This is a genomic window from Pseudoalteromonas sp. APM04 (assembly GCF_022809815.1).
Classification (GTDB): Bacteria; Pseudomonadota; Gammaproteobacteria; order Enterobacterales; family Alteromonadaceae; genus Pseudoalteromonas; species Pseudoalteromonas marina.
Genome location: NZ_CP094441.1, coordinates 2,522,973 through 2,545,538, shown reverse-complemented (window position 1 = coordinate 2,545,538; position 22,566 = coordinate 2,522,973). Strand labels below are relative to the sequence as shown.

The window sequence follows — 22,566 nt, the reverse complement described above, 5'->3', positions numbered from 1 at the left end:
CTTAATAGATTAATGCCGCTTTACAATGAGCGGCATTAATCAAGCTTTGTATAAATTTAAGGTGTGCGATTATTCTCTACTTTACAAATCAAGGTTCACATTGGGTAAGCACTCAAAGCCAGGCTTTGCAAATAAATACCCCTGCATGAGCTCAACGCCCGCGTATTTAAGCCACACGTATTCTTCTACTGTTTCTATACCTTCAGCCAGTGCTGTAATATTTAAATCTTTAAACATATTTAGGCAGTGGGTTACTATTAATTGGCGTTTTTTATCGCTGTTTATATCTCGTATAAGTGCCATATCTAGCTTAATGATATCTGTTTGAAAGTCAGCAAGTAGATTTAAGCCAGAGTAACCTGCACCAAAGTCGTCTGTGGCGGTTTTAAAGCCTAAGGATTGGTAATAATCAACTACACGCTTTATATGTGCAGTATCTTCTACTTTTTCTACCTCGGTAAATTCAAACATGATGTTTTGAATAGGAAAATTATACTTTTTAGCCGCCTCTAATGTAGTACGAATGCAGCGCTCAGGCTTATAAATAGCGTTGGGTAAAAAGTTAATGCTTAGCATTGAGGTAATGCCTAGTTTGGCTGCAAGTTCAATTGCTTTAATACGGCAAAGCTGGTCAAACGCATAGCGGTTACTTTCGTTTACCTTAGAAATAATAGAATAAGCAGATTCGCCGTTTAGTCCCCTCACTAATGCCTCGTAGCCAAAAATATTGTTGCTTTGGCAATTTATGATAGGTTGAAACGCCATTGAAAAATCAAACTCAAGTGTGTTTGCATCTTCACAGTTACTGCAGGTGACTTTTGTGCAATCTGTTGATTTTTCATTCATTTAGTTCGGCCTTTTTAATATAAGCATTTAAGGTTAGTTTAAGTTCGATCTTAACACAAACAAGTTAAAGTATGAGTTTTTATACTTTAACTAGTAAGAAGTAACTAATAAGTAAGCCCTAATTAATGACACTTGTCATAATATTGAGTGACTTTTAACAGCTGTATTTGTTTTGTTTATGCTTAAAAATAACCCTATACACAAAGAGGAGAGTAAATATGAATACATCAACATTTTTTGAAAATCTAAAGCGTTATTTCGCTGTATTAGCATTATTAACAGTCATTAATTTAATTACCTCGCCAAATTATTTATGGGTAATATGGCCAGCGTTGGGTATGGGGATTGCACTACTTAACGATTTATTAGATTTAAACAACTCAAAAAGGGTTGGGTAGTGAATGCAAAGCCAAGTAAAAAACTTACTTGGCTTAAGTTGCATATTATTGAAAATAACTATGAGTCGGTTATGAGGCGCTATCTAGTGTTGCTTTAAGTGAAATTTCGGTATTAAGCAGCTTTGAGATAGGGCAGCCTTTTTTAGTTTGCTCACATAAGGCCTGAAACTGCTCATTAGCTATGTCACTAATACGTGCTTTTACCTCAAGTGCTATATGCGTCACTGCAAAGCCATCGTCTACTTCATCAAGGCTTACCGTTGCTTTGGTATCAATTTTATCGGCTGTAAAACCAGCATCACCTAATGCAAGCGACAGCGCCATACTAAAACAGGCACTGTGTGCGGCACCTACTAGCTCCTCAGGGTTTGAGCCTGGCTCATCTTCAAAACGGGTATTAAAGCCGTACGGCTGTTTATCAAGTGCACCACTTTGCGTTGAAATACTGCCTTTGCCTGTTTTAATATCGCCAGACCAGGTTGAGTTTGCCGTTTTTTTAATCGTCATCATCTTCTCCTTGTTTAAATGTAAGTTTTTCAGATTAGGTAAGCGTTATTTACAAAAAGCTTAAATAAAACCGAAAAAATATTAATTTCAGATGATGTTGCAAAATAGACGCCAGTAAATTGCAATCACTTTTTATTTCGTTTACACCGCTCTGAGCAATAAATGACATTGTCCCAATCTCGTTGCCATTTTTTACGCCACGCAAACGGTTTATTACAGATAGGGCAAATTTTTTGCGGTAAGTTTATTTTTTTATGCGCCATAGTTACTTAACCTGAGTGTTATTTTTAGCTGTGTTTTTATTTTTTTACTTTGCTTTTGTTTGGTGTGATTGCAACATGCTTTCTAAGTATTTTCCCTATGGCACGTTTAACTTCAGGACGATCTCGGTATTGCCATAATCGCTCGCGGGCGTCTTTTGAGGCGAGTGTTAAATCAAGCATAGGCTCGGGGTAATCTTCACCCAGTTTAAAATCGTTAAAAAGCGCTTCCATTGGTGTTTGCTCCCACGGCTCGTGTAAATATTCAATAGGGAGCTTTTCAAGTTCAGGGCACCACTTTTTTATAAAGGCGCCTGTTGGGTCCTGATCTTCTGATTGTTTTATCGGGTTGTAATGGCGAATGGTATTAATACCCGTAACCGATGCCTGCATTTGAATTTGCGGATAATGAATACCTGGTTCAAAGTCTAAAAAATAGTTAGCTAACGGAAAGCTTGCTTGCTGCCAGCTTATGTTTAAATGGTGTGTTACAAAGCTCACCAACATAGCGCGCATTCTAAAGTTAATATAACCGGTGGCCTTTAGACAGCGCATGCATGCATCTATTATAGGCACGCCTGTTTGCCCCTGCGCCCAGCGCTCAATGTCACGCTTTACATGTTTATCGGTACGATACGGAAATGAATGATAGCCTGGGTTTAATGCTTTAAACTCCATAGTGCATTCGCTTTCAAATTTTTGCATAAAGTGGCAATGCCAATGCAAACGAGATACAAAAGCAGCAAGCGGGCGCTTCCAACCTTTTTTATCGGGGTGGTTTGAATGATAAGCTTCAATCGCAGTTTGATAAACTTGCCTAAGGCTTATATTTCCCCATGCTAAATATGGCGATAGTCTAGAGCAATGGGTACGGCTTAAGCTAGGGCTAGATATTCCTTTTTGATAGCCTTTACCGCGTTGGGTAAAAAAACTTTGCAAAACTTCTCTCGCATGAAGCGGGCCGCCCTGCTGAAAATTGTCATCATCTTGAGTGTAAGTTTCAGGTAATTTTGGATTTTTATAATTTTTAAGTTTGACGGAATTAACTTTCTTCCAATTGGGTATAGCAAGCGGAGCCTGCATTGTTTTTTGCCAGCGTTCATTCCAATTGTCACGGTTTTTTTTACCACGAATAACAGCGCCTGTTGGCGACTCTTGCCAGTTAATATGGTTATTGTGGCACCAAGCTTTAATTGCTAAATCGCGTTCAAAGGTATTATTTAGCCCTATTTCTTGGTGGCTAAAAATATATGATATTTCAAACTGCTCATTAAGCTTTTGAAGCAGAGTCTGCATGTTTTCATTAAATATATACACCTTTGCATTAAAGCGCGCTAATTGAGAGTTTAAATCAACAATAGACTGGTACACAAAGCGCCAGTGTCGTTCATTATAATGAGCATCCTCCAGCAGAAGTGGTTCAAAGTTGTACATTAGTAAGGTAGGTAGGCCAGTATCAAACGCACTTTTTAATGGCTGATGATCGCTTAAGCGTAAATCGCGTTTAAACCACACTATATTTATTTTTTCACGCATTTAATTTACGACTCTTAACTTAAATTAGTATATTAATGTTCACGTTATTTGGTTTTTTATTGCGTTTGTATTTTCATTAACAGGTACTGTTTGCTACAAAAAACGCACTAAAATAAAAAAGTTAAAGTTGTTAGTACGTAAAGGTTTTAAATTGCGATTTAGTTTTAATAATAAAAAGGAAAAACATGTTTTTAGATTTAACTAGCAATGCTGATCACAATGTATATTCATATTTAGTGGGCGGTATAAGCCCGCGCCCCATTGCATGGATCAGCACGTTAAGCGAAACAGGGATTGCGAATATTGCCCCTTACTCATTTTTTACCGTAGCAAGCTGTAATCCCCCTGTATTAAGTGTTACTCAGGTAAATCCGCGTGATCACGCTAACAAAGACACGTTAACTAATTTACTGGCGACTAAAGAGTGCGTGGTCAATATTGTTAGCCATAGCTTAGTTAAACAAATGAACCAAAGCTGTGCCAATTACCCCAATAACGTGAGCGAGTTTGATGAAGCAAATATACAACAGACGCCAAGTTTATTAGTGAGTCCGCCAAGTGTAGAGGCTTCTAAAGTACGCTATGAATGTACCTTGCGTGAGGTAATTACGGTTTCAGAAAAAGCCGGTGGCGGAAAAATGATGTTATTGGATATTGTTGGTATATGTGTTGATGATGAAATATTAGTAAACGGTTATATTGATCCTGCTCGATTAGAGGCTGTAGGGAAAATGGGTGGCGATTACTTTAGTACGACAAAAGATAAATTTGTTCTTAAGCGCCCTCAGTTATAGAATACGGACCTGATTTAAAAACATAAAAATAAAAGGACTTTTGATGCGTAAACTTATTGCTGCTGCATTGATCACGCTTATTAGCTTTAATACTCTCGCCGCACAAGATAAAAAATTGCCAATAGAAGCCTTTGCGGGCTTAAAAGACTTTAGCCAAATTAAACTATCTCCCAATGGTGAGAACCTTTCCTTTGTTCGAAACCACAAAGGCACCTTAGTTTTAATGGTTAAAAATCTCAAAACAGGAGATACAAAAGCAATTTTAAATGCAGACAACCGCACTGTATTTTTTGATTGGTATAGCTGGGCTAATGATAACGTTATTTTGCTGGGTGCTAGGTTTATTAAGTACCAATTTGGCGGGGCTAAATATACATCTACACTTTTGTACTCGTACAATCTCACAAATAAAGATGGGATTAAATTAGCGTTTAGAGCTGTCCCTTCTCGAGATGAGCGTCAGCCACAATATGCAGACCGTATAGTGAGCTTTCTACCAGAACAAGAAGATAAAATTTTGGTACAGGGTGATTTTACAGTGCCAAATAACCCTGCTGTATACGAGCTAGATCTTAATACATTGCGCAAAAGTAAAGTACAAAGACAGCGCAATAACGTAACAGATTGGTTTGCCGACAGGCAAGGTAATGTTCGTATAGCTAAAAAAATGGACGAAACACAATTTACTTATGAATTACTTAATGCTGAGACCGGAGACTGGGACACGTTATTTGATTACGAAGTATTTAGTGAGCAAAGTATTTCTATATTAGGGTTTGATAAAAACCCTAACCTTTTATATATCTCGGCTTTGCACAACGGGCGAGATGCATTGTTTAGACTTAACCTAACTACCAAAGAGCGCGAGTTAATTTACAGCAATGATAAATACGACTTTGATGGTTCTATTTTTTATTCTAGCAAAACAGGTGAGGTTGCAGGGTTTACTGATTCTCACATAGAGGACGGGGTAAACTACTGGGATGCAGATTTAGATAAACTTCACCGCTCTTTAAGAGTATCGCTTCCTAAAGACGACTACGATATTGATATTTTAAGCACCACTAAAGATCAACAAAAATACATACTTTACGTTAGTTCAGCAAAGTCGTCAGGTAGTTATTTATTAGGAGACAGAACAAAAAATCAGGTCAGCGCCATTGCCGATGCCTATCCGCAAATTGATGAAACAGTATACGGCGGTAAAGAACGCATTAGTTATAAAGCGCGAGATGGATTAACCATTGAAGGTTATTTAACGTTGCCTGTAGGGTATAAAAAGGGCGACAAATTACCCACTATAATATTTCCGCATGGTGGTCCAATGGCGCGAGATTACGCTAACTTTGATTATTGGACTGCATTATTGTCTTATCATGGTTACGCTGTATTACAGCCAAACTTTAGAGGTTCAAGCGGATATGGTTATGAGTTTTTAATGCAATCTATTCAGGGTTTTGGTTTAGCCATGCAAGACGATTTACAAGATGGCGCAAATTGGCTTATTGAACAAGGTATTGCACAACCTGAAAAAATTTGTATTGGTGGCGCAAGTTATGGTGGTTATGCAGCGTTAATGGCGGTTGTTAAGCACCCTGAAACATTTAAATGTGCTGCCAGTTTTGCAGGCGTAAGTGATTTAGAACACCTTGTTTTTAAAGCGCGTTACTTTACCAATAAAGAAATAGTCAGAAAGCAGTTTGGTACAGACGACGATATGCTAGAAGCTAACTCTCCTGTAACGTATGCAAAGCAGATTAACCGACCTATATTATTGGTTCATGGCAGTGATGACAGTGTAGTGCCTGTTTACCATAGCCGGGAAATGGAAGATGAATTAGACGATGAAAATAAAGACGTTACTTATATTGAGTTAGAAGATGGCGATCATTATTTATCGCATCAAGCACATCGCGTTAAAACGCTGCAGGCTTTTTTAGATTTTTTTGATAAACATTTAAAAAACTAAATAATACAAAGGCGACTTAGGTCGCCTTTTTTGTACAATTTTTTTAAGTAGGTGCACATTGTTTGCACGTTTAGTTGTTAAACTTATTTAAATGTGGCCAAGTTATAAGTGGCGGTTTAATTTTAAGGTGAACGCTTCCCCATGAAAATTCACAATAAACTTTTTTTAATTTTGTTTAGCTTTACCTTTAGCATTATTGCGGGGCTGGTGGTGCTTATACAATGGAGCATAGGCCAAGGTGTTATTGATTATGTGAATGCAAAAGAAATAAAAGCACTTGAGCCGCTTGTTACAAAGCTCGCAAAGCAATATGAAAGCAGTGCCTCGTGGGACGAAGTCATCCGTGACAATAAAAGTTTTAGACGCCTTGTTGAAGCCGAGTTACAAAGCAGCCAATTTTCTGAATTTGCAGAGCGCCCAAGTCCTAGAGGCCGGTCAATGAGGCCACCACCACCTGAACGCGGTCGCTTTGATATGAAAGGCCCTCCCAGACCAAACGATATTGCTCATTACGCGTTACTTGATAAAAATAAGCAACCGATAAGAGGGCGTTATCTCGATGAACTCACCTATATCAATACGCCAATTACTGTTAACAATATAGTCATTGGTTATTTAGCTGTTTCAAAAAGAGATAATTTGGTTGATGGCTACGAGCTTGATTTTTTAGAACAGCAAACAGACTACTTATGGTTTATTGCTATCGCTGCTGCGTTATTTACGTTGCTGTTAACTTTTTTACTATCACGGCATTTAGTAAGCCCGGTAAAAAAAATAGCAACCAGGATGCATCAGCTTACGCAAGGTCACTTCACTACTAAGCTGACTCTTGATAGAAAAGACGAATTAGGCCAATTAAGTGAAGATTTTAATACACTGGCCTTTACACTAGCTAAAGATGAGCAAGTACGTAAACGCTGGTTAGCTAATATTTCTCACGAATTAAGAACACCAATGAGTATTTTGCTGGGTGAACTTGAAGCAATGTTACTTGGGGTACGTGAGCCTAATACCAAAAATATTAGTTCAGCTAATGATGAGGCGATGCATTTAAAGCGCCTAATAGATGATTTACATATGCTAAATAGTGCCGAATTAGGGGGGATGCATTACACCATGCAGCCAACCGATTTAACAATACTGTTAAATACAATCGAGCAAAAATATCAGGTTATATTTGAGCAGCATACAATCAAACTTTACCTATTAAATAGCGCTCAATACGCCAATGTTGAGGCTGATAAAGCACGGCTACTGCAGTTGTTTGATAATATTTTAATGAATGCAGTTCATTATGCTCAGTGCACGACTATTTCAATAACTGCTAAAAACATAAGTAAAAAAGGGCAGTTATTTATTCAGCTGAGTATTGAGGATAATGGAGTTGGGGTAGAGTCTTCACATTTAGCGCATTTGTTTGAATACCTGTATCGAGTTGACGGTGCGCGTAACCGCCAAGAAGGTGGTTCAGGCCTTGGTTTATCAATCTGTAAACATATAGTTGAAGGGCATAATGGTGAGATAGTCGCAGAAAAAGCGGACCTAGGTGGTTTAGCTATTATTATACGCCTGCCAACCATTTAACAATGTTTAAACCTAATCTTTAAATTGCCTACTTTATTAAGTGGTTTGAATTTACGTTACGAATAGAGGTGCCAATGAGTGAACACATTTTGATAGTTGAAGATGAAGAAAAATTATCTAATTTAATGAGTGATTTTTTAATGAATCATCATTTTAATACTCATCAAATACACCATGGGAATGACGTACTTCCATGGCTTGAAATTAATAGGCCAAGTCTTATTTTGCTAGACGTAATGTTACCAGGTCAAAGCGGAATCGAATTATGTAAAGCGATTAGGCGTTTTTCTAATGTGCCTATTATTATGGTATCGGCCAAAGTAGAAGAGATAGATCGCTTGCTAGGGCTTGAGTTAGGCGCAGATGATTATATTTGTAAGCCGTTTAGTTACGCAGAGTTGGTTGCGCGGGTAAAAGCTATTTTAAGGCGTCTCAACGTTTCAGCAGTACAAACATCGGTAATGCAATTAGATGAAACCACCTATAAAGTAAAATACCAAGATAACGACATTGAGCTAACTAACTTTGAGTTTCAGTTGTTTAAACCTTTGTTTAATAACCCAAGTAGAATTTATTCACGAGATAGCTTAATGGATACCATGTACACCGATCAGCGTATTGTGAGTCATAGAACGATTGACAGCCACATAAAAAAATTGCGTAAAAAGCTGGATGAATTAACTAAAACAGAGAGTGTGATTCAATCTGTTTATGGGGTAGGTTATCGCTTTGTACACCCGCAATAAGGGAACAAAGCGATTAACAAAAACGTTGGCGTTTTATTCTTCGTCTGAAAAGTTAATGCGCGCTAGTCGCTCTTGTTCTTCATCGGCTGCAGCTTGTATCTCGTCTAGTACTGAATCAACGTCAGCTTCTTCGCTGTCATCTTCAAATTCACCGGTGAGTATAGAATTAGGTGTAAGTTTTGCCTCTTCAAATAGCGCCCACATTTCTTTAGCGTATTGGGTATTTAACAACTCAGGTGCAAACTCACTATAGTAACGACGCATGTTGTTTACGTCACGAGCAAACATGGCTTCAGCGCTATTGTTAGCAGACGCATTTACAGCTTGCGGTAAATCAATAATCACAGGGCCTTTATCGTCAACAAGCACATTAAACTCTGATAAGTCTCCATGAATAATACCCGCGCACAGCATAAGCATAATGTAATGCATCATCAGTGTATGTTGTTTGATAGCTTCCTCTTTACTCATACTTACATGGCCTAGCTGCGGCGCAACATCGCCTTCGCTGTCAGACACAAGCTCCATAAGTAAAACACCATCAACACAAAAATATGTATCGGGTACACGCACACCGGCTCTAGCTAAACGAGAAAGAGCATCAACCTCAGCATTTTGCCAAATTTCTTCTTCTAACTGGCGCCCGTAACTTGAGCGTTTTCCCATTGCGCGAGCTTGGCGACCACCGCGAACTTTTCGGCCTTCTTGGTATTGTGCGGCTTTTTTAAAACTGCGTTTAACAGCATCTTTATAAACCTTTGCACACCGAATGTGTTCACCACAGCGAACTACAAATACATCGGCTTCTTTACCGCTCATTAGTCGGCTAAGTACTTCATCAATTAAACCGTCATCGATAAGGGGTTGTAAGCGTTTTGGTGTTTTCACAGCTTGCCTGCTAAGTGGAGTTGGTAATTAATCATTATTTAAGAAAGTGCTCTGTAATTAGTTGTTTTATATGCTCAAGCAGTATATCAGCTTTGAGAATTAAGGGCAGTATTACGCGCATTTACACATGCTTGCGTTAGCTTATCTGCTGATTGTAAATTGAGCAACCAGAACGCCCTAGAACACATCAATTTTTTAAATTATTTAATACTTCCTTATTGTTTGCACATTTTTTGCGTTTTTAAGGTGTAAGTTTACGGTATCAACACGCCCTAAATATAAGGTTATTACTATGAAGCATTTAACATCAACGGCAATGATTGTATTACTTAGCATTGTTTTTTCGGCCAATATTGCTGCAAAAGGAAGTAATAACAAACCGCCTAAGCCAGACTTTTCAACTCTCGACACCGATGGCAATGGTGCAATTAGTTTTGATGAATTTAATACTAAAAAGCCACCTCACGGTGACGCACAGACTATTTTTGATGAAATTGATGCTGACGGTAATGGGGAAATCAGCGAGCAAGAATTAAGTGAACATAAACCACCTCGTCGTGAACGTTGAAAGGAAACTTACATGATCAATTCAATAAACAATAGCGCTACTAGTTTTATGCCGCAGCAAAAAAGCCAAGCTGTATCGCTAACATCAGAACAAAGTGATTTTGTAAAAGAAACGCTAGCGCAATTTGATCCCGAAAACTTAACCTCTGAAGATGCAAAGAGCATTCAAGCTGCGTTTGAAGAGCAGGGTATTTCACCCACTAAAGAGCTGGCAGAATTAATGAGCGAGCTTGAATTTGATGCTAAAAGTATTGGTGATGCTGGCCGCCCTGAAGGGCAAAGACCGCCTCCACCGCCACAAAATTCACTAGAGCAAGTTAATACAGACGATGTAGTAAGTTACCTTGATGAATTACTAGAGCAGTATTCAAGCCAAATAAACGATGAAGATAAAGACGCTATACTATCGGCTGTTCAAGAAAAGTTTGGCTTGTCTGAATCTGATTCGTTACTCAGTATTAAAGCGTAAGTATTTGTAAAAGCTGACATTAAAAGCCCAGTAATACTGGGCTTTTTGTGTAGGTGGTTAGTTTAAGCGGGTTTTAATTGTACTGGTGCCATCTTCTTCGGTAAATTTAAATACAAAGTCTTTTTTACCGTCTTGGTTAATGTCAACTAACAAAATATCTTTACTTTTTTTAGGTAGGGTTAACTTTATTTTTTTACGCTTTTTGTTCAGCAAATTGTCCTCTTCGCCGTAGTAAACATAGAGCGTTTTTTTGCTGTATTTATATACCGCATCAGTTTTGTCATCCCCGTTTATATCGCCTATGTATAAAGGTGGGGTTGCATCGCCATTGCTCATATTTATTTCCATCTCAAGGTCAATTTCTATACTTGATTTACTAGCAAATGAGCCATCGGTTTGTTGCTTATAAATATTCATTTCTACATCTACGTCAGTTTTACCACCGCCCATAGCCATAGAGGCAATAGTGCCAAGGCCAATGTCTAAGTCCATTGTTTGCAGGTCTATTAAGCCATCGTTATTAAAGTCTGTTTCAAATACAAGCTGACTAGGGCCGCTGGTATTTAACAATTTAATAGGTGTTTGACTGAACCCTGTTTTATTACCTAAATAAAGGTTATGCGCTATGTCAATATCGAGCGAATCCATGCCTTCCACTGGCTTATATTGCTTGGTAATAAAGTCTAAATAGCCATCGTTGTTTATATCAAGAAGCTGCTTTATTTTACGTTTTTCACCGTTACTAAGCTCGCCCAACTCAATATTAAAATTAACGTCAGCCATGGCTTTGTTGTAACCATTAGTATTTGCGTAAAGCACATCGGCGCCTTGTTTATTTAAAAACACTAAGTCATTTAGGCCGTCGTGATTAAAATCTGTAATTGTAGGTTGGTTATTAATATCAACCTCAAGGGTGAGACCATCTTTTGAAAAATCACCAGTAAACTGCGTCTTTTTTTCAAAAGTATGAGGGGTAAATTGGCCGTTGTTAGTTTGAATATAAAGGGTTGTTTGGTTTAAGTCTGGGAGCAAAATATCACTCAGGCCATCTTTGTTGGCATCAATGATAAAGTTTATTTTTTCAAACTCTGTTACTTCTAACTGGTTTATTACTGATGTATATGCAAATAAAAGTGAAGGTTTTTCTTTATCCGCTTTGTAAATGCCATCGCTAGCTACCACAAGCGCTTGCTTATCGCTTGTATTAGCAAGTGTTGCCACGTCAAAACCAATTGCATTGTCAGGCAGAACGAGCTGAGAGTTTTGTGCTGATAGTAAATCAATGCGTTCTAGCTGCTTAAGCTCTTTGTTAAAAGCAAATAACGTTGTCGAGTCGGTTGTTACTAACCCTTCAGTGGTTTTAATCGACATGGTTTGCGCTAATAAAGTACTAGGTGCAAGCAATATAAGTAATGCACTAAACGGTTTTAACATGGTAAATCCCTTTGTATAGTTTTAAGTAGGCGAATATTTAACTCTTTTCAGCCTACGGCAAAAACTAACGTTAGGGTGTAAGTAATTGTAATAAAATGTTTATGCTAGTTAGCTTAATTAACCTAAGCGCTGAACATATTTGCTAAAGATAGGTTTATTGTCCAGAGTGCAGTTTAATCAAGTAAGCTGCTTTAGGTATTTGTGCAAGTTGGTATGGTTAGAATTACTCTATTTTAGGTAAAAATAATGCACTAATGGCGCCACAAAAACCAAGCAGGCTGTAGAGCAAAATAAGTTCAGCGGTAGATAAAAAGCTCTCAAGTAATCCAATGCTGCCTAACATGAGTAAAAGCACGCCAATAACCGTGTTACTTACTGCAACATAGTCGGTGCGCTTGTTTCCTTGTGCCATATCGACTAAATACGTTTTGCGGCCAAGGCGAACACCTTGGTGAGCAACAGAGAGTAAAAAGTAAAGCGTAGGCAGCAGCCACCAAGCACTCAATAAATGGTTAAACCACGTTGCAATAACAAATACCGTTAAGCCATTAAGAGTTACAAGCATGGCACTAAGCACTATAACTCGTTGGCTTGATAGGTCGCTTAATCGCCCCCAAATTGGCGCGGACACTAAACTGGCTAACCCCGATACAGCAATAAATGTTGCAAGTAACGAAAACTCAAACGATTGGCGACTCGCTAAAATAATATAAAATGGCGCGCTTAAAGCTGAGCACAATAAAAAAGCACGTGTGACAACAAAGTGGGCAAATTGCTTATCTTGGTAAAGGAGTTTAAGTTTTGTAAATGCATGCAGTAGCCCGTTTTCCCCACCGTCGGTGGCCCCTTTGTATTCATTTATGCGGCTATAAAAAAAGGCCGCCACAATCCACATTATTGCGCCCAATACCAAGGCAATTAATACCGTGTTTTGTTCCTTCTGCTGTGAAAAAAACCACATCAACAGCCCAAAGGTTAGGGTTGCCAAACCTGCAATACTTGCCGCTAAGCCGCTAATATTGCCTCGCTGTTTTTTGGGGATCACTTTACCCAGTACATCTTTTGCTGCGACTGAATTAAAGCCTCGTGCTAAACTAAATAATATTAACAAACCTAAAATAGCGAAGCCTGCTTGTTTTCCCTCTAATACAAAAGCAACGCCTACCATGGCTAATATACATATCGATTGCGCAATAGCGCCAATTACCCACACCCATTTACGAACAGATAATTTGCGGATCACATCGGCAATGGCCAACTGCGGAAGTAAAGAGCCAGACTCCCTTATTGGCACAAGCCAGGCTATAAAGCTGCCAGGTACGTTTAAGCTATGCATTAACCATGGAAGCGTAACTTTGGGATTGAGTAGTGCGTCTGCAAACTTACTAAACAGCTGGCTTAGTAATAAAATAATGAAGTTACCGGGCACCTCTTTACATGCAGACTCATCAATTTCTTTGCAGGCTTTAGCATCTTCTTCATTGTTAAGGCGCTTATAAATTTGCTCTTTTGTTAGTTTGACCACGGCTTTTCACTGCTTTTAGGTAAGTAAATTTATACTAGGTTTATATGTTTAAATATTCTACTTTCAGGCAGGGTAATGTGATCATTTTAGTAGCGCCATATTTATAGCGGACATAAAAAACCAGCATTTAAGCTGGCTTTTTTGATGCATTCTAGCACTTTATTTAAAGTCGTCTGCGCTATGTCGCTCGGCTAACTGCTCTTCCTCGGGCCCCCATGTGCGATTAACACGACGACCTCTTTTAACCGCTGGACGCTCAGCGATTTGTTTGGCCCACCTAACAACATGCGTATAAGAGGCAACGTCTAAAAACTCAGCAGCATCGTACAAGTCGCCTAAAACAAGTGAGCCATACCAAGGCCAAATAGCAATGTCGGCAATAGAATATTCATCACCTGCCATATAATCGTTACTGCTCAAATGCTGATTAAGTACATCGAGTTGGCGTTTGGTTTCCATAGTAAAGCGGTCAATGGGGTATTGCATTTTACTTGGCGCATAGCTATAAAAGTGGCCAAAACCGCCACCTAAGTAGGGTGCAGAGCCCATTTGCCAAAATAACCAGTTACGGCACTCGGTTTTTGCTACAAGGCTTTTGGGTATAAGTGCGTCAAACTTTTCACCTAAATATTGTAAAATAGAGCCAGACTCAAATACACGAGTTGGCGGTGTTGTTGAGTGATCGAGTAACGCAGGAATTTTTGAGTTTGGATTAATATCAACAAAGTCAGAACCAAACTGATCTCCCTCGCCAATATTAATTAGATAAGCATCGTATTGCGCATCATTAAGGCCAAGCTCTAAAAGTTCTTCAAACATAATAGCGGCTTTTTGGCCATTAGGCGTTGCCAGCGAGTACAGTTGAAATGAATGCTCGCCAATAGGCAAGGTTTTGTCATGAGTTGCCCCTGCTATGGGTCTATTAATACTGGCAAACTTACCGCCACTTTCACTTTCCCACGTCCACACTTTGGCTGGTGTGTAATCGTTTGTATCGCTCATAAATAACCTCACTGTTAGATTGATTCACTTAAAATAGTTTTTTACAAACCTTTTTGTCTATCTGCTTTTGCTAATTTATAACCCAAAAACAACCCGCTTAGGGCTCCGAATAAGTGGCTTTCAAACGAAATATGAAAGCGTTGCGGCAATACGCCCCAAATAAATCCGCTATAAAGTATGGCAACAACGATAGCGATTACGATTGATTTTAGCGAACGCCTGACCACGCCATAGCAGAGAATAAAACCCCACAACCCGTATATTACGCCGCTCAAACCAACATGAAGGCTACTACGGCCAAATGCCCAAACTAATAACCCGCCCAAAAGTGCGGTGAAAATAAATACAGAGTAGAACCGTTTAACACTGTATTGACAAATGAGCCAGCTGAGCACGGCAAAAGGCAGCATGTTACTGGCAAAGTGCCACCAGCTACCGTGTAAAAAGGGAGCGCAAAGTATGCCTATTAAACCTTGTATGCTGCGCGGGTAAATACCTAAACCATTAAGGTTTATACCAGGAAGGCTATTAATAACTTGAAGTACAAAGCAAGCAGCGACAATGCTAAATATAGCAAAGCGAGTCGTTGTTAGTAATGACAGAGACGTAGGCTTGGTTGTCATAAATTTCCCTAATTGACCTTAAACAGTTGCCAGTATAGGAATTGTATTTGGTAATGAAAAGCAAATAAAAAGCACAGCTCAAATGCTGTGCTTAATTAAGGCCGCGTTGGCCTTTAGTATTTAAATGCTATTAACCCAATTTAGTTAATAGTTTTTTAGCAGCAAGCTCTGAACTTGCAGGGTTTTGACCCGTTATCAGCAAACCGTCTTCTAGGGCAAGTACACCCCAATCTTCAGTTTTTTGGTAGTCGCCACCTTTTTTGATTAGCTCGTCTTCCACTAAAAAAGGAACTACGTCGGTCAGTTGTACAGCTTCTTCTTCACTGTTGGTGAAACCAGTTACTTTTTTACCTGCTACCAATGCGTTGCCGTCTGCATCTTTAACATTTAAAAACACAGCACTTGCATGACAAACGCCAGCAACTGGTTTTTCTTCTTTAACAAAACTTTCAATTAGTGATACAGAATCGGTGTTATCTACTAAATCCCATAATGGGCCGTGGCCGCCTGGGTAAAATACTGCGTCGTAATCGCTTGAGTTTACTTCGCTTAGTGCATGTGTGTTGGCCATTAGCGCTTGTGCTGCGCTGTCTGCATCGTAACGTTTAGTTGCATCGGTTTGAAAATCAGCAAGTGTGCTTGTAGGGTCAATTGGCGGTTGGCCACCAGCAGGAGACGCAAGTGTCACTTCAGCGCCAGCATCGACAAATGCATAGTAAGGTGCTGCAAATTCTTCAACCCAAAAACCGGTTTTTTCACCTGTGTTACCAAGATCCGCATGTGAAGTAAGTACCATAAGTATTTTTTTAGCCATAACTATATTCCTTCGATAATTGAGTTAATTAGTATTTGGTATTCACCAAACTCGTATCATTACTATATGCATTTAAATTACTTTAAACAACGATGATAAATTTGACTTTATTGGTTTAATAATTGATACAATGAATGGGTTGAATTTTAACTAGGCGGAAAAGCCATGAAAGTGTCATTCGAGCAATTAAAAAGTATGGTGGTGTTTGCACAAATTGTAGAGCAGGGAAGTTTAACAGCCGCCGCTAAGCAATTAGGTTTAACACGCGCTGTGGCAAGCTATCACTTAAAAAAATTAGAAACCCAGCTTGAAGTTACACTTTTAAACCGCTCTACTCGCACAATGACACTTACAGAGGCCGGTATAGCGTACTACGAGCGTTGTCGCGTTATTACTGAGCAAGCCAATGCCGCTAATCAACAGATAGAGAATATAAAAAGCGAGCCGCAAGGTTTACTTAAAGTGAGTTGCCCCGTTAATGTAGGCATGCAATTAATTGTACCCGCTATTAATACGTTTAAGCGCCAATATCCAAAAATTGAAATCGACCTACAGCTAACCGACGACGTAGTAGATATAATAAAAAATGGTTTTGATATTGCCATTCGTGGTGTTGCGTTAAGTGACTCAAACTTACAAGCGACAAAACTGACCACAATGAGTACCTGTATTTGTGGTTCTTCAGATTACTTTAACTATTTTGGTAAACCTAAAACGCCAGCTGAGTTAAAAGCGCATAAATGGGTTGTGTATCAGCTGGGGAGTAAAACTTTAACGCTTCAAAAAGATGGCAAAAAGCACGACATTACAATGCAAGGTGGTTTAAGCACAAATAATGCGGCAGCACGCACGGCATTTGTAGAGGCAGGGCATGGTCTTGGCCGTATTCCCTTATATGATGCCTGGCCAAAGGTGCAAGCTGGGCTACTAGAGATCATATTAGACGATTACAAAACTAAAGATATTGAGCTTTACGGGGTGTTTCCGCCAGGTGCTACAGGCTCTAAAAAACTTAGGTTATTTATTGATTATCTAAAAGCGTACTTTGTAAAGCAGCATACCGCGCTGGGTATGCTGAAAAGTACTTAGTAAGACGTTTTTAAAGTGTTTATAAAGTGCGATTAAATAGCGCCACGGCTTGTTGGTACATTGCGATTGCCAGTGCGCCGTCGTATCGCTCACCTTCATCACGCATAAAGGCATGTTGCGCGTTAACTTCTTGCCACTGGTAGTTAATGCCTGTCGTTACACATTGCTGATAAATTTTACTGCGGCCTTCTTGTGGTACATGAGGGTCTTGTTTACCCCAAATAAAATGTATTTCACCTTGTATATCGGCCATGCGCTCAAATGAATTGTTTCCTTCTTGAGCTGGTAATGTATTGCTGTGAATATCCGTTGCGTATAAGCAAAACGCTGCTTTAATTTGGGGATTAAGTGCAGCTCTATAAGCTAAATGTCCGCCAATACATACACCCATCGCCCCCACTGAACCTGAGCAATACTGCTGCGATTTTACAAAATCGATTAATGTTTGTGTGTCGCTATCGTGATGCTCAAGTGGTTTTTTCCACTTATCCGCATTGCCTTTGTCTTTACCTGCATCATCGTAAGCAAGTACAGTCCCGATAGGGTTTAACTCATGAAATACCTCAGGCACGAGTACAACAAAACCATGGCTTGCCAAAAGTGCAGCACTTCGAGCAATAGGAGCCGTTTGCTGAAAAATCTCAGAATAAAAAATAATGGCAGGAAACTGCCCATCGGCTTGTGGACGATACACTGTGGTTCGCATTAGGCCTGTTGGCGTTGGTAAGTCGGTATTATGTTGTTGGATGATCATAAAAGCGCTCAGTTAAAAAGGTTTGGTAATTTCTTTATGGTAACTGAGCGCAGCAGAATAAACGACCGCTGAAATGCGTTTTTAAATGCTAGCTGGCATTTTATTACAGCTTGCGTAGTAGCTTACCGTGGCCGGCCAATCAGAAAATATACCCATTACACCCACTTGTTTTGCTAACACATCAACTACAGTCATCATATCGCCATCGTTATTGATTACATCAGCAATTGACTGATAATAATAACCACCCCCTTCATTTAGCGGCCCTGAGCGCTCAAGGCTCCATGCTATGAGCTTCAAACCTGCCGCTTTTGCTTCAATTGCGTATTGTGAAGGAACAATATTGTTATCGTTATCGATGGTAAGCATCATCCAAATGGGAGGCGCAAGTATTTTAACGTCGTCAGCAACCAGTTCAGCCATGCTTGGTTGCCATGTTGCTGGATTGCTCGGGTCAAAACCAGCTTCATTATCGCGACCATCTAAATAAACACTTTGATCTGCAAATTCAGGGTTGGTGTTAATCCAATATTTAACATCGTCTAAATTAAACGATTGTGGGTATACCTGATTTGCGGGAACATCTAATTGCGTGTACTCATCAAGCATTTTTTGTGCGTATTGTTCTTGGCTCATACCATCAAAAGGCATGCTAACTTGAGGCGACTTAAGCTCTGGGGTCATTTTTACACCCAACTCTTTAAATAACTCAATACTTTGCTTGTGGGTTAATAGCGTTCCTGTTTTTGAGTATAAATCGGTACGCCAATTTGGGGTGCCGTCAAGGTATTCTGCCACTGTTGTGGCTTTAGGATTCGCACCATCCATTTTTCCTTCAAGGGTTAAAAATTCGCTCAGGCTAATATCGCTTGTACAGCACTTTGCTGAAGCGGGAGTCCCGGTATTTGGATCAGCTGGGGTAAATGGCACACTGCATTTGGCGGCAAGTTCTGGGATAGCTAAAATGTTAGTGGTAGTATGTAAGTCACATTGTGAGTGGCGACACACTAGTTCTTTATCGTTTGTAAACGTTACATCGCACTCTACAATACCTGCGCCCATTCGCGCTGCTGCAATATAAGATTCTTTAGTATGTTCAGGGTATTGCATTGGCGCACCGCGATGCCCAATTGAAAAGTCTGTCTTATAAAATGGGCCATCTTGGCATGATGCTAATTGTGTTTTTAACTCGCTTGGTGCCATGTCGTTAATTAAATAATCAGGGCGTGTGCCTAGTTGAACATTACTACCTTGGGCAACTTCTACAACGACTGGCGTGGGTACTTCTACAATTTCAACTTCAGTGTTAGTTACTAAAACGTCTTTTTCGACTACTTTAACTTCATCGTCACAACCGGTAAGTGCAACAATTAGAAGGCAACTGGCAGATAAGGTAATACGCTTCATTGTTTATCCTTAAAAAATAAAAGTTGCACTACCTTAGTAACTCTTAATGACAATTAAACGACAGAAAAGTGAACTTATTTTTTCGCCATTATTTGATTAACCACTAACGCTAAAAGCATTATTGCTGCACCAATACTTAGCCTAAAAATATCGGCATCTCTATTCCAAATAACAATATTAACAATAATACCGGCAGGGATGAGTAAGTTATTCATGACCGCCAACGCCCCCACATTGACAAGCGTTGCGCCTTTATTCCATAAAAAATAACCCAAGCCTGAGGCCACTATCCCTAAATAAATTAAAATCCCCCATTGTGTATTTGTGCTTGGCAGCTTACTCGAGTTACCAAATAATGCGTAACATAAGCCTGCAACAATAAGGGCGCCAATAAAAAACCAGCTAAATGCCGCCTTGTCGTCAAGCTGCTTGCCTTGCATTAACCGTTTGTAAGTAACTTGCCCGGTTGCAAAACTTAAATTGGCTCCTTGCACAAGCAACAGCCCTAGCCAAAAGTCATTGTCGAGATTTTCATAACGAATTGCTACTGCACCCAGCACGGCAATTAAGGCGACAATAAAAAATTGCGGATTAAACTGTTTGTTAAGGGTATCGTTTAATAAAGTAATATAGAGCGGCGTCATAACAGTAAAAAGCAATACTTCAGGGACGCTTAAAAACAAAAATGAGTGGTAGTAAAAACTGTACATAACCCCCAGTTGCACAGCGCCTATTAACATAAGCTTGATTGCGGTGGCGGGAGGAAGGCGTTTGATAAACGGTAAAAATACCAATGTAGCTAGCGCAACACGGATTAATACGCTAAACCATGCATCAACGTGCCCAGCTAAATATACGCCAATTAAACTAAACGAAAATGCCCAAAGCAGGGTCACTGCAAATAAATAGCCCATAACCATCATTGTGTAATAACTAATTGGCTAAGTTTATCTGTTATAAATTAAGGTATAAACAATAAAAGCCCGCAAGCGGGCTTTTATATTAAAAATAATAAGTTAAGTTATTATTCTACTAAACCACGGCGCTTAAGTAGTGCGTCGGTTGTTGGTTTTTGACCTCTAAACTCAATGTAGCTTTGCATTAAGTCACGGCTATTACCTTTTGATAAGATTTCTTTACGGAAGTTGTCGCCGTTTTCACGTGTCAAACCACCGTTGTTTTCCATGTGTGCAAATGCATCGGCTGCAAATACTTCAGTCCAAAGGTAGGCGTAGTAACCTGCAGAGTAACCGCCGGCAAATGTATGGCTAAAGTAGTTTGATTTATAACGCGGTGGTACAGGGTAGTAATCAATACCATGAGCTTTTAGCGCTGCGTTTTCAAACTCTTGAACATCATTGATTTTCTTATCTGAACCAAATGAGTGCCATTCCATATCCAGTAAAGCAGCCGCTAAATATTCAGTCGTACCAAAACCTTGGTTGAATTTTTGCGATGCTAATACTTTATCAAGCAATGCTTGTGGAATTGGCTCACCTGTTTTGTAGTGCTTAGCGTAATTAGCAAGTACGCTAGGCTCAATCATCCAATCTTCATGTGCTTGAGATGGAAATTCAACAAAGTCACGCGCTGTTGCAGTGCCAGCAAGGCTTGGGTATTTAACATCTGAGAATAAACCGTGAGCCGCATGACCAAATTCATGGAACATAGTCGACACTTCGTCAAAGGTCATAAGCGTTGGCTCGCCTTCAGCAGGCTTTGGAATATTTTGCGCGTTATAAATAACAGGTTTAGTGCCTTTTAAGCCGCTTTGGCTTACGTATGCACTCATCCATGCGCCGCCACGCTTGCCTTCACGTGCGTATGGGTCCATGTAAAACAAACCAATTGCACTGCCGTCAGCGTTAAATACTTCATAAACGGTTACATCTTCGTGGTAAACCGGTAAGTCTTGACGTTCTTTGAACGTAATACCGTATAGTTTATTCATCGCAAAGAATAAACCATCGTTAATTACTGAGCTCATTTCAAAGTAAGGTTTAACTAACGCAGGGTCTAGGTCGTATTTTTCAGCACGTACTTTTTCAGCGTAAAATGCCCAATCCCAAGGTTTAAGTTCGAAGCTTTCGCCCGAATCATTAATTACTTTTTGAATAGCAGCGGCTTCAATTTTTGCTTTTTCAACTGCTTTAGGGGCAAGGTCATCTAAAATGCCGTATACATTTTCAGTTGTTTGCGCCATACGCGAGGTCATTACATACGAAGCCCAATCTTTGTAGCCTAAAAGCTCTGCTTTTTGTGCACGTAAGTTTGTTTCTTCAATGATGATAGGGCCATTTGTTTGTGCTGCACGGTTTGCTGAGGCAGTAAAAATTTGCTCACGTAACTCGCGGTTTTCAAGGCTTGATAAAATAGGCTGTTGCGTGGTGTTCACAAGCGTGATCATGTAGCCTTCTTTGCCTGCTTTTTTAGCTGCAGCTGCTAGACCTGCAATTTCACCCTCAGAAAGGCCTGCAAGTTTAGACTTGTCAGTAACAACAATTACATCTTCTTTAAACGATTTTAAAACGTTTTGCGAAAACGCAGTAGATAAGTTAGCAAGTTGTGCGTTAATTTCGCGCATTTTTGCTTTTTCTTCGTCACTTAATTTAGCACCGGCTTTTACAAACTGCTTGTAGTAAAAGTCAACAAGGCGTTGATCTTCAGCGCTTAGTGCTGCTTGGTTATCGTAGATTGTTTGAACGCGCTCAAATAAAGCACCGTTTAAATAAATGTCATCAGAGTGAGCCGATAATACTGGCGCCATTTTTTTACTAATGCGCTGGTATTCGTCATCTGAAATTAAGCCCGATAAGTTATAAAATGCCGTTGATACACGGTTCAATAACTCACCAGATAGTTCCATTTCAACTAATGTGTTTTTAAATGTTGCTGGCTCTGGGTTATTAGCAATTGCTTGAATTTGAGCTGTATGCTCTGCAATACCCGCGTCGAATACAGCTTCGTAATCTTTAGTACCAAATTTATCAAACTCAGGTGCCATGTATTGTAAAGGACTTGGTTTGAATAACACATTGCTTGCGTTTACGTCTTGCACTTGTGCTGCGCTTTCTTTTGCCATTGTTTGTGTTTCTGATTTATTTTCTGAACAGGCAGATAGTAATAATGCACTAGCAATTGTAGTGGCGATTAGGGTTTTACGCATAATAACTCCATAGAAAGATTAGCCGGGATAGGCTTTTCGAGTCGAAAAACCCACTTAACTTACCAAATTTTGATTTATATACAATAAAGTTTATCGAGATTATGCAGGATTTAAACGCAAATTAGCTAAAAATAGATGTTTAGGTAGGTAAAAGTAGCTTGTGTTGTTTGTTTTTTGGTGGCACAAGT

At 39.5% G+C, this 22,566-nt stretch carries 21 protein-coding genes and 1 pseudogene; 8 read left to right on the top strand and 14 right to left on the bottom strand.

Annotation, left to right across the window (positions count from 1 at the left end; translation table 11 throughout):
* Positions 1–81 precede the first annotated feature (81 nt).
* Positions 82–846 carry an EAL domain-containing protein gene (locus tag MTP24_RS11770; protein WP_243531341.1) on the bottom strand — a complete coding sequence of 255 codons (765 nt, stop codon included), beginning with the start codon at positions 844–846 and terminating at the stop codon, positions 82–84.
* A gap of 218 nt (positions 847–1,064) precedes the next feature.
* On the opposite strand from MTP24_RS11770, the gene MTP24_RS11765 reads away from it, so the two are divergent.
* On the top strand, positions 1,065–1,244 hold the full coding sequence (locus MTP24_RS11765) for a 2TM domain-containing protein (protein ID WP_243531339.1): 180 nt from the start codon (positions 1,065–1,067) through the stop codon (positions 1,242–1,244).
* Between the two features lie 69 nt (positions 1,245–1,313).
* Here MTP24_RS11765 and MTP24_RS11760 read toward each other — a convergent pair whose 3' ends face one another.
* From MTP24_RS11760 to MTP24_RS11750, 3 genes and pseudogenes are all read right to left on the bottom strand, one after another.
* Positions 1,314–1,751 carry an OsmC family protein gene (locus MTP24_RS11760; protein ID WP_243533716.1) on the bottom strand — a complete coding sequence of 146 codons (438 nt, stop codon included), beginning with the start codon at positions 1,749–1,751 and terminating at the stop codon, positions 1,314–1,316.
* A 125-nt stretch (positions 1,752–1,876) separates the two neighbouring features.
* A complete protein-coding gene (locus MTP24_RS11755) occupies positions 1,877–2,014 on the bottom strand; it encodes a DUF2256 domain-containing protein (protein WP_243531337.1) in 138 nt (45 codons plus the stop codon).
* A 2-nt stretch (positions 2,015–2,016) separates the two neighbouring features.
* A pseudogene (locus MTP24_RS11750) lies at positions 2,017–3,547 on the bottom strand (deoxyribodipyrimidine photo-lyase).
* Between the two features lie 185 nt (positions 3,548–3,732).
* Here MTP24_RS11750 and MTP24_RS11745 point away from each other — a divergent pair.
* The 4 genes from MTP24_RS11745 (at position 3,733) to MTP24_RS11730 (ending at position 8,640) form a co-directional block, all read left to right on the top strand.
* Complete coding sequence (locus tag MTP24_RS11745; protein WP_243531335.1) at positions 3,733–4,341, top strand: flavin reductase family protein; 609 nt, start codon at positions 3,733–3,735, stop codon at positions 4,339–4,341.
* A gap of 43 nt (positions 4,342–4,384) precedes the next feature.
* Entirely contained in the window at positions 4,385–6,310 is a 1,926-nt protein-coding gene (locus MTP24_RS11740; protein ID WP_243531333.1) for a S9 family peptidase, read from the top strand.
* A 141-nt stretch (positions 6,311–6,451) separates the two neighbouring features.
* The gene (locus MTP24_RS11735) at positions 6,452–7,894 is read left to right on the top strand and encodes an ATP-binding protein (RefSeq protein ID WP_243531330.1); all 1,443 of its coding nucleotides are present in this window, start codon (positions 6,452–6,454) and stop codon (positions 7,892–7,894) included.
* A gap of 74 nt (positions 7,895–7,968) precedes the next feature.
* Complete coding sequence (locus MTP24_RS11730) at positions 7,969–8,640, top strand: response regulator (protein ID WP_006791444.1); 672 nt, start codon at positions 7,969–7,971, stop codon at positions 8,638–8,640.
* A gap of 33 nt (positions 8,641–8,673) precedes the next feature.
* On the opposite strand, the gene MTP24_RS11725 is transcribed toward MTP24_RS11730, so the two are convergent.
* Positions 8,674–9,528 carry a PA4780 family RIO1-like protein kinase gene (locus MTP24_RS11725; RefSeq protein WP_008132303.1) on the bottom strand — a complete coding sequence of 285 codons (855 nt, stop codon included), beginning with the start codon at positions 9,526–9,528 and terminating at the stop codon, positions 8,674–8,676.
* Between the two features lie 292 nt (positions 9,529–9,820).
* Here MTP24_RS11725 and MTP24_RS11720 point away from each other — a divergent pair, with 292 nt between their 5' ends.
* Together MTP24_RS11720 and MTP24_RS11715 are read left to right on the top strand one after the other, a co-directional pair.
* Positions 9,821–10,096, top strand: a complete 276-nt coding sequence (locus tag MTP24_RS11720) for an EF-hand domain-containing protein (protein WP_008132299.1) — start codon at positions 9,821–9,823, stop codon at positions 10,094–10,096.
* Positions 10,097–10,108: 12 nt separating this feature from the next.
* A complete protein-coding gene (locus MTP24_RS11715; protein ID WP_243531328.1) occupies positions 10,109–10,564 on the top strand; it encodes a hypothetical protein in 456 nt (151 codons plus the stop codon).
* Between the two features lie 57 nt (positions 10,565–10,621).
* Here MTP24_RS11715 and MTP24_RS11710 read toward each other — a convergent pair whose 3' ends face one another.
* The 5 genes from MTP24_RS11710 to MTP24_RS11690 all read right to left on the bottom strand — a co-directional run bounded on the left by MTP24_RS11710 (position 10,622) and on the right by MTP24_RS11690 (position 15,962).
* The gene (locus MTP24_RS11710) at positions 10,622–11,998 is read right to left on the bottom strand and encodes a VCBS repeat-containing protein (RefSeq protein ID WP_243531326.1); all 1,377 of its coding nucleotides are present in this window, start codon (positions 11,996–11,998) and stop codon (positions 10,622–10,624) included.
* Positions 11,999–12,221: 223 nt separating this feature from the next.
* Positions 12,222–13,523 carry an MFS transporter gene (locus MTP24_RS11705; protein ID WP_243531324.1) on the bottom strand — a complete coding sequence of 434 codons (1,302 nt, stop codon included), beginning with the start codon at positions 13,521–13,523 and terminating at the stop codon, positions 12,222–12,224.
* 159 nt (positions 13,524–13,682) lie between these two features.
* Positions 13,683–14,525, bottom strand: coding sequence for a glutathione-dependent disulfide-bond oxidoreductase (yghU, locus tag MTP24_RS11700; RefSeq protein ID WP_058429568.1), 843 nt, complete (start codon positions 14,523–14,525; stop codon positions 13,683–13,685).
* 41 nt (positions 14,526–14,566) lie between these two features.
* Positions 14,567–15,148, bottom strand: a complete 582-nt coding sequence (locus MTP24_RS11695) for a rhomboid family intramembrane serine protease (protein WP_008132289.1) — start codon at positions 15,146–15,148, stop codon at positions 14,567–14,569.
* Between the two features lie 130 nt (positions 15,149–15,278).
* Positions 15,279–15,962: a type 1 glutamine amidotransferase domain-containing protein gene (locus MTP24_RS11690; RefSeq protein ID WP_006791436.1), complete on the bottom strand. Its 684-nt coding sequence runs from the start codon at positions 15,960–15,962 to the stop codon at positions 15,279–15,281.
* A gap of 165 nt (positions 15,963–16,127) precedes the next feature.
* Between MTP24_RS11690 and MTP24_RS11685 the strand changes: the two genes are divergently transcribed.
* Positions 16,128–17,051, top strand: a complete 924-nt coding sequence (locus MTP24_RS11685; protein WP_039037780.1) for a LysR family transcriptional regulator — start codon at positions 16,128–16,130, stop codon at positions 17,049–17,051.
* Positions 17,052–17,070: 19 nt separating this feature from the next.
* Here MTP24_RS11685 and MTP24_RS11680 read toward each other — a convergent pair whose 3' ends face one another.
* The 4 genes from MTP24_RS11680 to MTP24_RS11665 form a co-directional block, all read right to left on the bottom strand.
* Positions 17,071–17,805 (bottom strand): dienelactone hydrolase family protein, encoded by a 735-nt coding sequence (locus tag MTP24_RS11680; RefSeq protein ID WP_243531322.1) that lies wholly within the window; start codon positions 17,803–17,805, stop codon positions 17,071–17,073.
* A gap of 81 nt (positions 17,806–17,886) precedes the next feature.
* The gene (locus tag MTP24_RS11675; RefSeq protein WP_243531320.1) at positions 17,887–19,212 is read right to left on the bottom strand and encodes a glycerophosphodiester phosphodiesterase family protein; all 1,326 of its coding nucleotides are present in this window, start codon (positions 19,210–19,212) and stop codon (positions 17,887–17,889) included.
* 74 nt (positions 19,213–19,286) lie between these two features.
* The gene (locus tag MTP24_RS11670; RefSeq protein ID WP_243531318.1) at positions 19,287–20,135 is read right to left on the bottom strand and encodes a DMT family transporter; all 849 of its coding nucleotides are present in this window, start codon (positions 20,133–20,135) and stop codon (positions 19,287–19,289) included.
* 101 nt (positions 20,136–20,236) lie between these two features.
* Entirely contained in the window at positions 20,237–22,378 is a 2,142-nt protein-coding gene (locus MTP24_RS11665; protein ID WP_010557051.1) for a M3 family metallopeptidase, read from the bottom strand.
* Positions 22,379–22,566 lie beyond the last annotated feature (188 nt).

Coding starts and splice junctions, on each gene's coding strand:
- MTP24_RS11770 (WP_243531341.1), bottom strand. CDS start 846: ATGAATGAAAAATCAACAGATTGCACAAAAGTCACCTGCAGTAACTGT.
- MTP24_RS11765 (WP_243531339.1), top strand. CDS start 1,065: ATGAATACATCAACATTTTTTGAAAATCTAAAGCGTTATTTCGCTGTA.
- MTP24_RS11760 (WP_243533716.1), bottom strand. CDS start 1,751: ATGACGATTAAAAAAACGGCAAACTCAACCTGGTCTGGCGATATTAAA.
- MTP24_RS11755 (WP_243531337.1), bottom strand. CDS start 2,014: ATGGCGCATAAAAAAATAAACTTACCGCAAAAAATTTGCCCTATCTGT.
- MTP24_RS11745 (WP_243531335.1), top strand. CDS start 3,733: ATGTTTTTAGATTTAACTAGCAATGCTGATCACAATGTATATTCATAT.
- MTP24_RS11740 (WP_243531333.1), top strand. CDS start 4,385: ATGCGTAAACTTATTGCTGCTGCATTGATCACGCTTATTAGCTTTAAT.
- MTP24_RS11735 (WP_243531330.1), top strand. CDS start 6,452: ATGAAAATTCACAATAAACTTTTTTTAATTTTGTTTAGCTTTACCTTT.
- MTP24_RS11730 (WP_006791444.1), top strand. CDS start 7,969: ATGAGTGAACACATTTTGATAGTTGAAGATGAAGAAAAATTATCTAAT.
- MTP24_RS11720 (WP_008132299.1), top strand. CDS start 9,821: ATGAAGCATTTAACATCAACGGCAATGATTGTATTACTTAGCATTGTT.
- MTP24_RS11715 (WP_243531328.1), top strand. CDS start 10,109: ATGATCAATTCAATAAACAATAGCGCTACTAGTTTTATGCCGCAGCAA.
- MTP24_RS11710 (WP_243531326.1), bottom strand. CDS start 11,998: ATGTTAAAACCGTTTAGTGCATTACTTATATTGCTTGCACCTAGTACT.
- yghU (WP_058429568.1), bottom strand. CDS start 14,525: ATGAGCGATACAAACGATTACACACCAGCCAAAGTGTGGACGTGGGAA.
- MTP24_RS11695 (WP_008132289.1), bottom strand. CDS start 15,148: ATGACAACCAAGCCTACGTCTCTGTCATTACTAACAACGACTCGCTTT.
- MTP24_RS11690 (WP_006791436.1), bottom strand. CDS start 15,962: ATGGCTAAAAAAATACTTATGGTACTTACTTCACATGCGGATCTTGGT.
- MTP24_RS11685 (WP_039037780.1), top strand. CDS start 16,128: ATGAAAGTGTCATTCGAGCAATTAAAAAGTATGGTGGTGTTTGCACAA.
- MTP24_RS11680 (WP_243531322.1), bottom strand. CDS start 17,805: ATGATCATCCAACAACATAATACCGACTTACCAACGCCAACAGGCCTA.
- MTP24_RS11675 (WP_243531320.1), bottom strand. CDS start 19,212: ATGAAGCGTATTACCTTATCTGCCAGTTGCCTTCTAATTGTTGCACTT.
- MTP24_RS11670 (WP_243531318.1), bottom strand. CDS start 20,135: ATGATGGTTATGGGCTATTTATTTGCAGTGACCCTGCTTTGGGCATTT.
- MTP24_RS11665 (WP_010557051.1), bottom strand. CDS start 22,378: ATGCGTAAAACCCTAATCGCCACTACAATTGCTAGTGCATTATTACTA.